This window comes from Wenzhouxiangella sp. XN201 (assembly GCF_011008905.1).
Taxonomy (GTDB): Bacteria; Pseudomonadota; Gammaproteobacteria; order Xanthomonadales; family Wenzhouxiangellaceae; genus Wenzhouxiangella.
Genome location: NZ_JAAIVI010000017.1, coordinates 1311825 through 1326020 on the forward strand (window position 1 = coordinate 1311825; position 14196 = coordinate 1326020).

The following is a 14196-nucleotide window of genomic DNA, read 5'->3' on the forward strand; positions in this document are numbered from 1 at the left end:
AGGATTTCACCAAATATGACTAGTCAATACGAGGAATAAAAATGGCTTTATTTTTCCGGTTTCTGAGCTGTGCCAAATCCATTAAAGCCTCGGAGCATTCGCAAGACTGAATCAGCATCTATATCCAATTCGAGGTCATTAACAATCCTCTCCGCAGCCTCCTTTCGGGATATGCCGTTCTTCAGTAGACGCGAGAACTCCCAACTGATACGAAAATCGCGTAGTCTCTTGGCCTTGCGCTCCGCGTAGTTTCCACTTCGTTGTTTTGGCTTTCCAAAGAACAGCTCTTCAAGGTCGCCAGCTCCCCGCTTATAAGCCTCAAAGCAATCAAGCATCGTGAGCATATACTCCGGGGGCGGGTAAAAGCCCATCTCGATGAAAAACATAACCGCGCTTATTGGATTGTCGGACGGTTGATCGTCTCGCTTGTACCAGCCATCATCTATGTCTTGCTGATGACCATATCGCCACGAATGCTCCAGGCTTTCAAGGGTTGGATAATCTTCACGGTTTTCTAGTCGCTCACGCCAGTACGTCAACCGATCCCAAAGTTTCTCATTGTGCTCTTCATTGGACATTTGAAAATCCTTGTCTCTACTAGCCCTTCGGTTGGGTCGTTTGCATGAAGCCGTTAAAACCCCGGAGCTTTCTAAGAATTGAATCGGCATCAACGGTCAAGCCAAGTTCATTGACGACCCTCTCTGCCGCGTCTTTCCTGGGAAGCCCATCTTTGAGGTGCTTGTTAAATCTCGCCTTGATTACAATATCTAGGTTCTCTTTGGCTTCTTGTCTCGCATAGTTGCCGACCTTCTGTTTTGGGCGGCCAAAGAATAGTCGTTCCAAGTCGCCCTCTTCATTCATGTATTCTCGATAGCAATCAAGCATCGTAAGCAGTAGTTCTGGCGCTGGGTACTCCCCGGTTTCAATACAAAACATTAGGGCAACAATGGGGTTGTGGGACATTCGGCCCCGGTGAATCTTCTTCATAAATTCGGGCTGGTCCTCCTGTAGAACTGCCCAAGATTCTTTCAGCGCAGAAAGGACAGGGTAGTTCTCACAGTCGGCTAGTCGCTCCCGCCATTCTTCGACGCGTTTCCACAGCTTTTCATCGTGTCTGTTGTCGCTCATGCCCGCTTGCCCTCCATGCTCACCACGTTATCGGCCTCGAACACGCGGCGCTGGTCCTCGAAGTATGCCGCTATCCGGTCGGCTTCGGGTTTCAGATAGCGCACGTCCGAAAGGTCGGTGTAGTTCGCCAACGTCACGTCGTGGTTCTGCTTATGGTTCATCAGTGCTTTGGTGCGCCACAATTCGACGTTACAGGCGGCTGCGACAGCGCGGAAGGTGCGGCGTATGTCGTGGGCCGTGACCGTGATTCCGGTTTCCTCTGCCAGCCGCTCTAGCTGGCCGCGTACATCGTTGATATGCCCCTTGCCCGACCGGGCCGGGAAAACATAGCCGGCGTCATTGCCGCGCTCTCGGATGATGGCGGCGGCGGGGCCGGATAGCGGCAAGGTGACGCTCTCCCGGTTCTTGGTGTCGGTCAGTTCCAGGCTTTCGCCGTCTAGGTCGATTTGCGACCATTTCAGGGATCGGGCCTCGCCAACTCTCAGACCTGTGAGGGCGAGTAGGGCAATCAGGTCGGCGGCGGATTTGCTCACGGTCGTGAGGGCGGGGTCATTTCGCATCGTTTGGACGGCAGACCACCAGCCGCCGACTTTCTCTAGCGGGACGGCATTCGTCCGGGCTTTCACGCCTCGCAGAATGGACGCATCCCGCAGCACCTTCACCGGGTTGTCGAGAATGATGGGGTTGCCTTCGGGATCGCGGTACTTGGCGGCGGCGTAATTGATGAGGGCGCGTAGGACGCGCATCGCCTGATTCGCTTGCGCGACTGATCGCTTGCAGTGTTCCGAGTAGCGGCGCTGTACCAGCTCTCGGTTGATCTTGACGATGGGCCGCTTCTGCCAGTCCGAGAAAATGCCGCACAGGTGTTTCTCTATGTCGGCTTTGGTGGAGTCTTTCAGGGGCAGCCCCTTCGCCGTGCGGCGGTTTTCTTTGTAGTCCTCCGCCACCTCTCGCAGAGTGACGCTCAGTGCCTTCTGGTGCTGTTTCTCTGCGGACAGGTCTGTTCCATCAGCCATGCGGCCTAATTTGATCTTGGCCTTATTGCGGGCCTTGTCGGCAGTGATCGTGCCGTGCCTTCCTAGAGTGACCCGCCTGGTCTTGCCGTTCACCTTCGCCTGGGCAATGTAGGACTTCGCGCCGGCTGCCGTGACGCGGACTCCGAAGCCGCGTAAATCGCTATCCCATTCGAGCCTGTACCCGGACTCGGGCGGGGTCAGTTTGTTGACTGTGGTGTTGGTGATCTTCATCGGATTCCGCGTCCCTTGATTTGCCGTGTAACCCATATGTAACCCAACTCAGTCGAATTACATACAAACGCATGGGACGCAGAATAGCCCTAACTGCCTGCGTTTGCAAGCTCCATCGGGTTTCGTGTAACCCGATAATAGGCCGAAAATAGGGACTTAAAATCCCTCGGAGGAAACTCCGTGCCGGTTCGAGTCCGGCTCCGGGCACCATATTCATTCACGCATCCACCAGGATTCCTTGACCGTACTCCCCGAAGTTGGTGCAAGACGCAGGGGCCACGGTCACTCTGCCGGCTGACTGGCGTGATAGATTTCGCTCTGTTTGTAGTTGAGGTAGGCGTAGCGAACGATCACCGTGCCGGCTGCGGCGACCGGCAGAGCCAGCAGGACACCGGCAAAACCGAACAGCTGTCCACCGGCCATGACCGCGAAGATGACGAGCACCGGGTGCAGTCCGATGCGGTCACCGACCAGCTTTGGCGTCAGCACGAAACTTTCGATCAGTTGCCCGACGACGAACACGATCGCCACCGATAGCAGGAACACCAGGCTGAAATCCTGGATGACGGCGGTGGTGCCGGCCAGCAGGATGCCGATAATCGCGCCAAGGTAGGGGACGAAGCTGACCAGGCCGGCGATCATGCCGATGGCGATGGCGTTATTCAGGCCGACGATCCACAGGCCCAGGGCATAGATGATGCCGAGGCTGACCATCACCATCAGTTGCCCGCGCAGGAAGCCGCCCAGGGCTTCGTCACAGTCGCCGACGAGTCGGACTACGACCGGTTCGATGTTGCGCGGCAGTATGTCGCGCAGCGTATCCATCAGCAGCCGCCAGTCGCGCAACAGGTAGAAGGTCACCAGGGGCACCAGCACCATCGAGCTGAGCCAGACCAGAAAGCGTCCGCCCGACTGGGTCATGACGCTGAGCACATTGCCGGCGGCACCAGCGATGTTGGAGAAATACTCCTGGATCAGGCCGCGGGCGCGCTCCACGTCCAGGCCTTGCAAGTTCAGTTCGATGCCGAGCTGAGCCTCGATCCACGGCAGTGCGGTCTGGCGGAAGGATTCGACGTAGCCCGGCAGGCGGGCGAAAAAGTCGGCGGACTCGCGCACGAGCACCGGGATGATCACCAGCAGCACCAGACCGAGCAGCAGCAAAGCCAGCAGGAACACGATGCTGACCGCAAGGTCGCGGCGCAGCTTGAATCCCTCGAGCCAGCCCACCAGGGGATTGACGATGTAGGCGATCAGGATGCTGATGAAAAACGGTGTCAGCACTGGCCCCAACAGCCAGACAAGCCAGCCGGCCACCAGCAGGCTGCCGGCAATCCATAACAGTTGATTGCGGCTCAGTCCGGGAAAGGCCGCCAGCTCCTTGTCGGTCATGCTGAAATGCTCAGTTGGGTCGGGTGGGGGAATACTCGCAGGCCCTGCTGGTGGATGCAACTCTCTGCCCGGGCTTGCCGCGAAGGTATAATTCGCCCTTCTTCCGGCCGACAGGTGAGCGGCCGCGCCAATCACCGAAATCAGGCAGAGCACTCATGTCGATCGATATCAACGTCAATTCTGAAATCGGCCCGCTCAAGACCGTGGTCGTGCATTCCCCGGGCCAGGAAATCGAGAACATGACGCCACAGACGGCGGCCGAGGTGCTCTACGATGACATTCTCAACCTCGAGTTGGCCACCGGCGAGCACCGCGAGCTCAAGGGCGTGCTCCAGAAAGTCAGTCGTACCATCGAGTTCAGGGATCTGCTGATCGAGGTGCTCGAAGACGGGCGCGTGTGTGAAGCACTGGTTCAAGCGCTGTGTGAACTGTTCGACTCGCCGGAAGTGCGCGACGAACTGCTCGATCTGTCAGCCAAGGATCTGGCCCGGCAACTCGTGGAGGGCACGCCCAAGAAGCCGACCAGCCTGGAGAAGTTTCTCAGCCCCTCGCGCTACGCTATTCCGCCCCTGCCAAACACCTTCTTTACGCGTGACGCGACGATGTGCGTCAACGACCGCATCATCATCGGTTCGATGGCCTACCGGGCGCGCATGGCCGAGGCGCTTTTGCTCAAGGCGGTATTCAAATACCACCCCGAGATTCATTCCGGCGGCTTCTACTTTGACGGCACGGACAACCGCAATTCGGAAGTCACCATTGAGGGCGGTGACCTGCTGGTGATCCGCAAGGACCTGGCGGTTATCGGCTACAGCGAACGCACCTCGGTGGCCGGCGTCGACCAGCTGATGCGCTCGATCGCCTCGCAGGGGCCGATCAGCAACTTTATCGTGGTCGAGATTCCCAAGACCCGGGCGACGATTCACCTGGACATGATCTTCACCATGGTCGATCACGACAAGTGCGTGGTCTTTCCGCCCCTGATTACCGGGCCCAACCGTTCGCGAGCCTATCATTGCGCCTTCAACGGTGGACCGCAGGCGAACATTACAGAATACCGCGATGTACTGAGTGCGCTGTCGGCGCTCGGGGTCGAGCTGGCGCCGATCAATTGCGGCGGCGACGTGGAGTTTCAGCAGGAGCGCGAGCAGTGGTCGAGTGGCGCCAACTTCTTTGCCTTCGGCCCGGGGCAGATCCTCGGCTACCGCCACAATCGCTATACCGTCGAGGCGCTGTCGGCCGCCGGTTTCAATGTCATCGACGCGCCGGAACTGATCGAGGGCGATCGCGCGATCGGCCCGGACGAACGGGTGGTCGTGACCATCGGCGGTGCCGAGCTCTCTCGCGGTGGCGGCGGTTGCCGCTGCATGACCATGCCTGTCGCGCGCAAGGATTTGTAGCCACCCTCGAGTCCTCAACCGAAGGTAATTTGTCCGCTCACATCCCTTTCGGCGGTCAAAGCCTGGCTTATTGACCTACGTCAAGTGAGGCCGGCTAAACACCATGCTATCGTGCTAACGAAGGCCGAAAAGCCTCGGTTTGAGTTGCCCGATCTTGCGGGCCAAGAAGACGGCCACGAGACCGATCACACAGCTCACCGAGGCGTGCCAAGCTGAGGAGGTGTGTATGTCGAGCGATTCGAACGGGACCAAAGACCGGCCCGGCTTCCTGCGTCGATCCTGGCGCGCATTCAATCGACCCAGCTCCCGATTCGGCGTAGGCATTCTGCTGCTCGCCGGAGTTGTCGTTGGTGCGATTGCCTGGCAAGGATTTCACGTGGTCGTTGCCGAGACCAGCTCCCTCGAATTCTGCACTTCCTGTCACGAGATGGAAGCGTACGTCTATCCGGACTACGCAGAAAGCACTCACTACTCGAATTCCAGCGGAGTTCGCGCCATCTGCGCGGACTGTCACGTGCCCAAGAGCTTCGGCCCCAAGATGTACGCAAAGATCCGGGCAACGATGGTGGAAGTGCCCAGGCACTTCATGGGCAAGCTCGATACTCAGGAAAAGTTCGACTCGCACAAGCTTGAACTGGCCGAGCGCGTCTGGGAGCGCATGCAGGCCAATAATTCTCGTGAATGCCGTGACTGTCACAGCTACACGGCCATGTCCGAAGAACTGCAGGATCGTACTGCCCGGCGCAGGCATTCAGTCGAGTACCGCGAACAGACGGGCAAGACCTGCATCGACTGCCACAAAGGAATCGCTCACACATTACCCGAGACCATGTAGAGGCAGTAAAAACACAATCGGTCCGATAAAGGAGGTCCGACATGAGTTGCCATGCGAAATTGAGGACACTGTGCCTGATGGGCACGCTCTTTGCTGGAGTCGTATTGAGTGTTCTCCTGTTGCCTCAGTCTTTCGGCTCTGATAAGGATAAGGATAACGAGGATTATTCAAGGTTTTTCGAGCCCCTGCCGCCCGGGGTGTTGGCTGATTACGCCAAAACGCCGGTGGCCGTCGGTGGGGCTCTCCAGTCTCACGACATAAAAACACGACCGCCGCCGGAGAAACTGTTTCCGGTCATCACGGGAGCGGATCTCAACGACGCTCCCATCATCGAGTTCCGGGTAGTTGATGAGTACGGCATCGGTATCGACGGGCTCGAGCAGGGTGAAAACGTCGCTTTCAGCTTCACGGTCAGCAAACTGATCCCGGGCAGCAATGGCAAGACCAGAAACTGGGGGACGTATATACGCGGAGAGGACGAAGGGGTGCCGGCGGTTCAAGGCACGACCTATTCTGACGGAACCCTGGAAGATACCGGCGACGGCAATTACAGATTTACCTTCGATCAGGATCTGGAGAGCATCTCCGATGTGTTGTTCGAGCCGACGCTGACCCATCGCGTCGGCATGGAGATCCGCAATGCGGTCGTATTCGGAGCAAGCGTTGCCGGCAGCGACGCGACCTTCGACGTGCAACCCTCGACGGGCGAAACGACAGATATCGCACAACGCCACATCATCACGCAGGAGGCCTGCGCAAGTTGTCACGGAACCGAGGAGTTCGCCTTTCACGGCGGTCCGCGACAGCATGTCAGCTATTGCGTGACCTGTCACCAGCCTGACTCACTCGACGGTGGGACGGGTAATACCCTGGATTTCTCGGTCATGGTCCACAAGATCCACTTCGGTGAGAATCTCACCGAACCCTACGAAATCTGCGGGTTCGGCTGCGAGAGATTCGGTTCTCCGCCGCAGAACTTCAGCCATGTCGCGTTTCCCCAGGATGTTCGGAACTGCACCACCTGCCACGATCCCGACAATCCCGAGACGCCGCAGGCTGACTGGGTCGACAATCGGGCGACCGCCGAAGTCTGTGCCTCGTGCCACGATAACCTGGCATTCGATGAAACCGGCCTGACTAATGCCAATCGCAATCATATCGGCCTGGCCCAGCCCAACGAGACCTGCGTGGCCTGCCATTCCGACAGCGGATTCCTTCAGGGTAACCTTGCCTACCATGTGATCGATTCTCAGGTCGCGGCACGGCGCTTCCAGTACAACATCCTGGATGTCGCCAATACCGGGGAAGGGCAGTCACCGGTCGTGACCTTCTCGATCACCGACCCGACCAACGACGACAGGCCCTACGACCTGGCCAGCGATCCGGAGTTCACGGGCAGCGGGACCAGCATCAACATGGATATCGCCTGGCCCAATTCGGACTACACCAACGTGGCTGACAATGCAGGCACATCGGTGACCGGTCGGCCGGTATCGACGCCGGCCAGCATTTCGCTGTCGAACGGCAGCGGCATCCTGCCCGCAGGGGTGACCGACAACGGTGACGGCACCTACACAGTCGATACTTTTGCGACTAACACACCGCTGATCATTCCGATGACGACCGAAGGGCTCGGCTCGGGAACGGTGGTGATGGAAGGCCACCCGGCCGCTGACTTCGATTTCGACGGCAGTTACGATGATCAGGTGCCGGTAACCGCGGCGACCGCGGCCTTCGCCATCAACGATGCAGAAGCGCAGCCGCGCCGCATGGTGGTGGATATGGCAAAGTGCCAGAACTGTCACGGCGAGAATGACGGGCTGGCGTTCCATGGCAACAACCGCACGGACAATCCGCAGGCCTGCGCGGCTTGCCATAATCCCAATGCAACCGATCTGTTCAGGCGGCCGGTGGATCCGGACGGGGTGCTCAATGGTGAAAATCTCGAGGCCGCGGATTTTCTCGAGGATCGTACGATCGACTTCAAGTACATGATCCATGCGATTCACGGCAGTTCCAAACGCGAAATGCCGTACGTCGCATACGGTTTCGGTACGAGGCCGCACGACTTCAGCCAGGTCGGCTATCCGAGGTCGCCGTCCGACTGTCTCGCCTGCCACACCGACGGCACCTACAATTTGCCGTTGGGCGAAAATGTGCTGGCGACCACGCTGAGTTCAAATGCCACGGTGATCGCCGGAAGTCGCTTCGGTGCATCTGCGTATGCCCCGGATGATTTCGCCGCTTCGGATCCGACCGACGACAACAACGCCAGTGCTACGGCCGCAGTTTGTTCGTCTTGCCATGATTCCGAGATTGCGATGAGTCACATGTCGGTGCGCAGCGACAGCCCGATCTCCTTCGGCAACGCGTTCCTGATGAACCCGGACCCGTTCTCGGATCCGGATACCCAGGCACGAATCGATATGGCCGGCCCGGAGAATTGCAGCTTCTGCCACGGCGTTGAGGGATTCGTGCCGGTTGCCGAAGCACACGGTCTGGACGATTAGCGCACGGATCGTGTCTGCCGACGTGCCGGCCCGGTGCCGGCACGTCGGATGCTGGAAAGGGGCATACGATCAAAATTCGGGAGACTGGGATTGCTGAATCGCCGAAAAATTGTTGAGCTCGCCCTTGCCGGCGGCCTCGTGATGGCGGGTGTGGCCGGGCTGGCCATGTTCGGTCCGGTCGGGGCGGCAGATGAAGCAAGTGACGAAGGGGAGACGATGCCCGCCTATACCAGTGAGGGCGCGGATAGCTGCCTGAGCTGCCACGGCGACGAGGAAAGCGCTCATCTGATGGTGATCTTCGAAGGCCCCCACGCTGTCAGGGCCGATGACCGGACGCCTTTTGGTGGCAATCAGTGCGAGGCCTGTCATGGTCCCGGCGGCGACCATGCCGGCCGTGTGCGCTTTGGTCAGGAACGGCCGCCGATGCCTGCCTTCGGGCCGAATTCCCCGTGGTCGCAAGGGCGCGAGAACGAGACGTGCCTGGGTTGCCACAGTGGGCAGCAGCACGATTGGGAAGGAGGCTTGCATGAGTCACAGGACGTCGCTTGTACCGACTGCCATACCGTGCATACGCGCCGCGATCCGGTAATGGTCACTTCGACTCAGCCTCAAGTCTGCCTCGACTGCCACGTCCAGCAGCGCGCCGAAGTCCATCGCGCCTATGGGCATCCCATCCGCTTTGGCGAGATGGGCTGCACAGACTGTCATGAGCCCCACGGCGGGCTCAATGAGGCCATGCTGACCAGTCCGACGATCAACCAGAACTGCTTTCAGTGTCACGCGGAGCTGCGCGGGCCGTTCCTTTGGGAGCATGATCCGGTCGCCGAGGACTGCACGCTTTGCCACCAGGCACACGGATCGAACAACCCGGCCATGTTGACGCGACGGGCGCCGCTGTTGTGTCAGCAATGCCACTCGCGGATGGGCCACCCGAGTATCGGGCGTACGGGCGACGACCTGCCGTCCGGGCGGCCGTCCACCTTTCTGCTGTCGGGCAGCTGCATGAGTTGTCATTCCCAGGTACACGGATCCAATCATCCCTCAGGGGCCATTCTGAACCGGTAGACAGAAAGTGGAGGCCGAGTCATGACGAACAGTCGATGCTATCGGAGCCTTGATATCAGGGTCGGCGCTCTGCTCGCTCTGCTCACGCTGGGTGCGCCGGTTTGGGGCCAGGATCGGAACGGGTCTTCGGAAGAGGGTGCTGAGTCTACGGGCCCTGACACCAGCGCGTGGGTCTGTGAGGATTGCCCATTTTTCTATGGCCTGAGCGGCTCCGTGCTATTCGGTCTCGGCTATGTTTCCGATGAGCTGTTCGAATTCGGCAATTATCGTGGGCTGGAACAGGAGGGTTTGTTCGCGGCCGCAGGCGTCGACCTGCGCTATCGCAGTGAGGATGCACGCTACCTGGACATATACGGCGAGCGGCTCGGTCTCGACAGCCGCACCCTGTCGGTCGAGGGTGGAAAGCAGGGCCGCTACAGTCTGAGTCTCGACTACGACGAAATCCAGTACTTGCGCGCGAACGATACCCGGACGATTTTTGAGGGGGCAGGTTCTGCACAGCAGACGCTGCCGATCGACTGGGTGCACGGCGGTACTACGGATGAAATGACGGCGCTTGCCGGCAGTCTACGTGGCGTGGATATCGGGCACAAACGCAAGACCCTGAAACTGGGCCTGGAATTGAGCCGGAATAGTCCCTGGCGTTATCGCGTCGATGTGCAGCAGACTCGCAAAGACGGCAACCTGATCAAGGGCGCGAGCTTCATTTTTCGAGCAGCCGAATTGGCAATTCCGGTGGATTATGAAACCACGCGGGTCGACGCGGCGATCGGTTTTGTGAAGGATCGCTGGCAGCTGGAAGCAGCTTATCAACTTTCGCGGTTCGACAACGGTAATCAGTCGGTCCGCTGGCAGAATCCCTTTACCGGAATCAACTTTGCCGACCAGGGCGAATTGGCACAGCCACCGGAAAACCAGTTTCACCAATTCATGCTGTCGGGATCCTGGCACCAATCCAGGTGGTTGATGTTTGCGGGGCAAGTCGCCGTTGGGCGAAGCGAACAGAACGAACAGTTTCTGATGCCGACACTGAATACGCAACTGGCAAGCCCAGATATGCCAAGGACCAGCCTCGACGGGCGTGTCGATACACGCCTGGCGAATCTGCGGGTGACCAGTAACCTGACAGACAGGCTGCGCACCAAGGTGCAATTCAAGTACGACGAGCGGGACAACGCTACACCGACCGACTCCTTCGTTCAGGTTGTTTCGGATACGTTTGTTGCAGACGAACGCGACTTTGAACCGTACAGCTTTGAGCGCACCAGCATCAACGCAACGGTCGACTATCGCGTGCTGCGGGACTTCAAGTTGACTGCATCGGCAACACACAAGACGATGGACCGGACTCTGCAGGAGGTCGAGAGAACTGACACCGAACTCTATTCGCTCAAGCTTCGGGCAACGCCCTTTTCGCGCCTGAATGTGAATGCGGAAATCAGCCGCGAGGAGCGTGATAATGATCTCGATCCGGCGCGCCTTGGTCCACTGGTAAATCCCGATCTGCGCCGGTTTCACTTTGCCGAGAAGCAGCGGGATATGCTTCGCTTGGTGGCGGATTTCGCATTGCGCAGCAATCTGGCTGCCGGTGTTTTCGCCGAGTTCGCCGATGAGGAGTTTTCCGATACGCTGATCGGCCTCAGTGACGCGCGCGCCGAAAGTTACGGATTGGATGTGTCGGCGACTTTGGCCGAACACGTCGTTCTGCACGCGTTTGTTGCACGCGAATCGCTCGACGGGCGAATTCTAGGTGCGGACAATATTGAGGGGGCGCCCTGGCAGGCCGATCAAAGCGATCAGTCCCGTACTGCTGGCCTCGGAGTTAATTTTGGCGAGCTCCCGGGCAAGTGGATCCGGGGTAGGCTCGATTTTTCCTACTCGTCGGCCGATGGTGATATCCAGGTCGACAAGCGCGGTTCGGCGCCAGAATTTCCAACTCTGAAGACCAACCGGATAACGCTGGAAGCTTCGGCAGAGCGTGAGCTTGGAGACAGTCTCAACCTGCGTCTGGGTTACCTGGTTGGCAAGCTGACAGAGGATGATTTCTTCCGCGACGAGGTCGCGCCGGACACGGTGCCAACCCTGCTGAGCCTGGGCGAACAGACTCCGGGCGGCACGATTCATGTCGTCAGTGTGCTGTTGCGATATCAGTTTAGATGAGCGGATTCTGGAACGGTCGGGACCTGGCACGTTCTAACCAGTACGAGTAGTGTTTTCTACCACATGCAGGAGGTCACATGAACAAGACAACCAAGTATTCCGGAACGTTGGCCCTGGGGTTCCTTTTGCTTGCCGGAGCCCAGGGCGCAATGGCCGGTACGCCGGATGCAGCCAGTGATTGTGTCGTATGCCATAACGATAATGGCATCAGCGATGAGGCCGAGGTGCCGACGATTGCCGGTGCATCTGACTATTTCCTTGAAAACCAGCTGGCCGTGTTCGGCGGGGAGGCACGTCCGTGCGAGGCCGACTACTTCGAACAGGAAAGTGATGTCGACGCAGAGGATCACTGTGTCATCGCGTCTAATCTGTCGGAGGATGAACAGATCGAGGTGGCGGCCTATTTTGCGGCCAAGCCCTTCAAGCCAGCACAACAGGAAGTCGACGGGGAATTGGCCGCAAAGGGCGCTTCAATTCATGAAGCCAATTGCGAACGTTGCCACAGCGACGGTGGCAGTCTGGCGCTTGACGATGCCGGTATCCTGGCGGGCCAATGGAAGCACTACCTGATCGAGCAGTTCGAGTACTACAAAGCCGACAAGCGCTGGCAGCCGGAAAAGATGCAGCCGGAAATGGATCTCAGTGATGAGGAAATGAAGGCCCTGGCGGAGTTCTATGCCCAGGAAGGCCTGAAGCGCTTCAATTGACCGGTCGATCGCCGCCTTGGGCTGGCGGTCGCACGAATAGTTGTGTCGTAACCCGCTCAGTCGGCCAGTCTGCCGACGCGGTAGGCTTTGGCCATCTGCCAGGCCCGATCGGAGTGATCCCGACCGTAGCCCTTGGTGCGCATGCCTTCGGTGGCTTCCTTTCCGCACCAGGGTTCGAGCACGGCCGGTGGTGTCGGGTGTTGCTCGATATAGTCGCTGAAATCGTAGACCTGGCCTTCGATGGCCATCCAGCAGTCGTCGAGCGTGTCGTGTTCGGCCACTTCGGCCAGGGTGTAGGCGCTTTCGGCAGACTCAATATCGGCGCTGGCTTCGGGTGCCACGCCATTCAGGATGGCGATGGTCGTTACGCTGGCCCAGAAAGCGATAAACACTGAATAGACGAATTTCTTCATAGCAATTCGAACTCCTCGGTGTGGATACGTGATTCGGGAATGCCGGCCCTGTTGGCGTGGTCGCGAACCAGGCGGTTGAGCGGGCCCGGTCCGCAGATGTAGATCTCGCGCTCGGCCAGGTCGGGGCAGACTTGCTCGAGATACTCGTACGAAAGGGGTCCTTCCCGATAGAAGTAATGCAGGTTCAGTTCGAAGCCCTCGATCGCCTGCGCCAGATCCCGCAGCTCGCCGGCAAAAATTTCACGCGCTTCGTCCTGTACGCAGTAGATCAGGCAGGCGTCAGCGCCTTGCTCGGTCTGCCGCAGGTGTCGCATGCGCGCCAGGAAGGGCGTGATGCCGATCCCGCCGGCGACCCAGATCTCAGGACGCACGACCCGGTCGGGCGAGACGAAGAAGCGACCGTAGGGGCCTTCGACGGTGGCGCGGCCGCCGAGCTTGAGCGACTGCACGGCCCGGCTGGCATCACCCAGAGCCTTGATGGCGATTCGCATTCGATCCTCACCTGGCGCCGAGGAGATGGTGTATGGATGTTCCTCACCGCGACCGATTGCCAGGGTCTGATCGTAGAGGGTCAGGTAGACGAAATTGCCCGCTTCGTGCTCGAGTCGCCGACCGAGTGGGGCCAGCGCCAGCTCGACGACGTTGTTGGTGACCGGCTCGACCGCCTGCACCGTATATGCACGCCGACCGGCATGTCGCGAAAATGCGAAGCGCCAGGCCACGGCGCCTACGGCCAGCAGGGCCAGCAAACTCCACAGGGTGATATCCAGCCAGGGCGGGAAGGCGCGCGACAGCCAGAAATTGTGGGCCAGGGCCAGGACCACGGCAGGGCCGGACAGGCGATGCAACCTTTTCCAGCGCTCGTAGCGCGGCCGGCCGAAAAACGAAAAGCTCGGTGCCAGAAAGACCATCATCAGGATGAGGGCGATCCAGCCACTCCAGGTCGCGTGGTCGGACAGGGGCGGGAACAGCAACATCGCGGCCGAGGAAACGCCATCACCGGCGGCTGCAAAGGCCAGCAGCAACGGGTGGAGCAGCAGCAGGATCAGCGAGCAGGCGCCGAGCCGGTGGTGGGTGCGCCACAGTCGCGTCAGGCCGCCGAAGGGGCGGTCGAAGCCGGGCACCCGGGCGCTGAGAATGGCTGCAACCAGCAGAAGGGACAGACCGGCCACACCGGTCAGCCGGCCGGCGGTTTGAAGGACCGCGCCAGTCGAATTCAGGTCGCCGGGGCTTACCGTGAACAGGAACAGCCCGGCCGGCAGCAGCGCGATCAGCCAGACCAGACGGTGTGCCATGCGGGCCGAAATATTCTGCATTTTTGTTCTTTGTTGGGTGCTTGTGA

The 14196-nt window shown here is 59.3% G+C and carries 12 protein-coding genes; 6 read left to right on the top strand and 6 right to left on the bottom strand.

Annotated features, from left to right (window positions below):
• Positions 1-47 precede the first annotated feature (47 nt).
• The 4 genes from G4Y73_RS06410 to G4Y73_RS06425 form a co-directional block, all read right to left on the bottom strand.
• The gene (locus tag G4Y73_RS06410) at positions 48-578 is read right to left on the bottom strand and encodes a hypothetical protein (protein ID WP_164230585.1); all 531 of its coding nucleotides are present in this window, start codon (positions 576-578) and stop codon (positions 48-50) included.
• Between the two features lie 19 nt (positions 579-597).
• Entirely contained in the window at positions 598-1128 is a 531-nt protein-coding gene (locus G4Y73_RS06415) for a hypothetical protein (RefSeq protein WP_164230587.1), read from the bottom strand.
• Positions 1125-2375, bottom strand: a complete 1251-nt coding sequence (locus G4Y73_RS06420) for a tyrosine-type recombinase/integrase (protein WP_164230589.1) — start codon at positions 2373-2375, stop codon at positions 1125-1127. The genes G4Y73_RS06415 and G4Y73_RS06420 overlap by 4 nt, the downstream gene beginning before the upstream one ends.
• A 282-nt stretch (positions 2376-2657) precedes the next feature.
• On the bottom strand, positions 2658-3764 hold the full coding sequence (locus G4Y73_RS06425; protein WP_164230591.1) for an AI-2E family transporter: 1107 nt from the start codon (positions 3762-3764) through the stop codon (positions 2658-2660).
• A 155-nt stretch (positions 3765-3919) separates the two neighbouring features.
• Between G4Y73_RS06425 and G4Y73_RS06430 the strand changes: the two genes are divergently transcribed.
• The 6 genes from G4Y73_RS06430 (at position 3920) to G4Y73_RS06455 (ending at position 12441) form a co-directional block, all read left to right on the top strand.
• On the top strand, positions 3920-5164 hold the full coding sequence (locus G4Y73_RS06430) for an arginine deiminase family protein (protein ID WP_164230593.1): 1245 nt from the start codon (positions 3920-3922) through the stop codon (positions 5162-5164).
• A 226-nt stretch (positions 5165-5390) separates the two neighbouring features.
• Positions 5391-5999 carry a NapC/NirT family cytochrome c gene (locus G4Y73_RS06435; RefSeq protein WP_164230595.1) on the top strand — a complete coding sequence of 203 codons (609 nt, stop codon included), beginning with the start codon at positions 5391-5393 and terminating at the stop codon, positions 5997-5999.
• 104 nt (positions 6000-6103) lie between these two features.
• The gene (locus G4Y73_RS06440) at positions 6104-8509 is read left to right on the top strand and encodes an OmcA/MtrC family decaheme c-type cytochrome (RefSeq protein WP_164230597.1); all 2406 of its coding nucleotides are present in this window, start codon (positions 6104-6106) and stop codon (positions 8507-8509) included.
• A 90-nt stretch (positions 8510-8599) separates the two neighbouring features.
• Positions 8600-9574, top strand: coding sequence for a DmsE family decaheme c-type cytochrome (locus tag G4Y73_RS06445; protein ID WP_164230599.1), 975 nt, complete (start codon positions 8600-8602; stop codon positions 9572-9574).
• A 21-nt stretch (positions 9575-9595) separates the two neighbouring features.
• Positions 9596-11734, top strand: coding sequence for an MtrB/PioB family decaheme-associated outer membrane protein (locus G4Y73_RS06450; RefSeq protein WP_164230601.1), 2139 nt, complete (start codon positions 9596-9598; stop codon positions 11732-11734).
• 77 nt (positions 11735-11811) lie between these two features.
• Positions 11812-12441: a c-type cytochrome gene (locus G4Y73_RS06455; RefSeq protein ID WP_164230603.1), complete on the top strand. Its 630-nt coding sequence runs from the start codon at positions 11812-11814 to the stop codon at positions 12439-12441.
• A gap of 56 nt (positions 12442-12497) precedes the next feature.
• On the opposite strand, the gene G4Y73_RS06460 is transcribed toward G4Y73_RS06455, so the two are convergent.
• Both G4Y73_RS06460 and G4Y73_RS06465 read right to left on the bottom strand, forming a co-directional pair.
• The gene (locus tag G4Y73_RS06460) at positions 12498-12854 is read right to left on the bottom strand and encodes a cytochrome b5-like heme/steroid binding domain-containing protein (protein ID WP_164230605.1); all 357 of its coding nucleotides are present in this window, start codon (positions 12852-12854) and stop codon (positions 12498-12500) included.
• Entirely contained in the window at positions 12851-14170 is a 1320-nt protein-coding gene (locus G4Y73_RS06465) for a ferric reductase-like transmembrane domain-containing protein (protein WP_164230607.1), read from the bottom strand. The genes G4Y73_RS06460 and G4Y73_RS06465 overlap by 4 nt, the downstream gene beginning before the upstream one ends.
• Positions 14171-14196: the final 26 nt, after the last annotated feature.